Consider the following 975-nt stretch of genomic DNA (forward strand, 5'->3'; position numbering starts at 1 on the left):
GATGTTGCCTTAGTAGAAGCAATGTGTTATCATTTAATTAAAAACAATCTTCACGATGAAAAATTCCTTAAAAAATACACGGTAGGATTTGCTAAATTAAAAGAAAGATTATTTGATGAGAATAATCCAAAAACTCCTGAATTAGCAGAAAAAATCACAGGTATAAAAGCAGAAAAAATAAAAGAATTAGCAGAACTTATGGCTAAAAATAGAACTATGATTATGGCAGGTTGGGGTTTCCAAAGAGCTCATCACGGAGAGCAAGCTCACTGGGCTATGATAACTCTTGCATCTGTTTTAGGACAAATTGGACTTGATGGTGGTGGATATGGGTTTAGCTACCATTATTCAGATGGTGGAGTTCCAACTCCGGGTGCAGTTACGGGCAATGCTAATAGTGGTAATATTGAAGATAAAGCAAATAATTTTAGTGGTTTTCCTGGACTTGCAGGAATTAGCACAAAAACTACTATAAAAGGGGAGTGGGATAATAGAACTAACGAAGTAATTCCTGTTTCAAGAATAGTAGATATGCTTGAAAATCCTGGTAAAGAATATGAATTTGATGGCAAAGTTAAGACCTTCCCTTTAATTAAGTCAATTTATTGGGCTGGTGGTAATCCAATGCACCATCATCAAGATAGAAATAGACAATTAAAAGCATTTGCTAAGGTTGATAGCTTTATAGTTCAAGATTGTTTTTGGACTGCTAGTGCAAGACATGCTGATTTAGTTCTACCGTCTACTACTGAAATAGAAAGAAATGATATAACTAAAGCACATACAAACAAATATATCTTCGCTATGAAAGAATGTATAAAGCCTATGTATAACTCAAGAAATGATTATGATATTTTTTGTGGAATTATTAAGCATTTTAGTGAAGAAAAATACCAAGCTTTTACAGAGGGTAAAACTGCAAATGAATGGATTAAATACTTTTACGAACAATCAAGAGAAAAAGCAGCAGCAAGT

Annotated in this window: 1 protein-coding gene; it reads left to right on the forward strand. The window is 33.3% G+C overall.

Features of this window, described 5'->3' with window-relative positions; all coding sequences use genetic code 11:
- Positions 1–975, forward strand: a 975-nt coding sequence (locus AVBRAN12642_RS09695) for a molybdopterin-dependent oxidoreductase (RefSeq protein ID WP_336608310.1), incomplete at both ends; no start/stop codon positions are given.

Origin of the sequence: Campylobacter sp. RM12642, from assembly GCF_020137635.1 — a bacterium.
GTDB lineage: Bacteria > Campylobacterota > Campylobacteria > Campylobacterales > Campylobacteraceae > Campylobacter_E.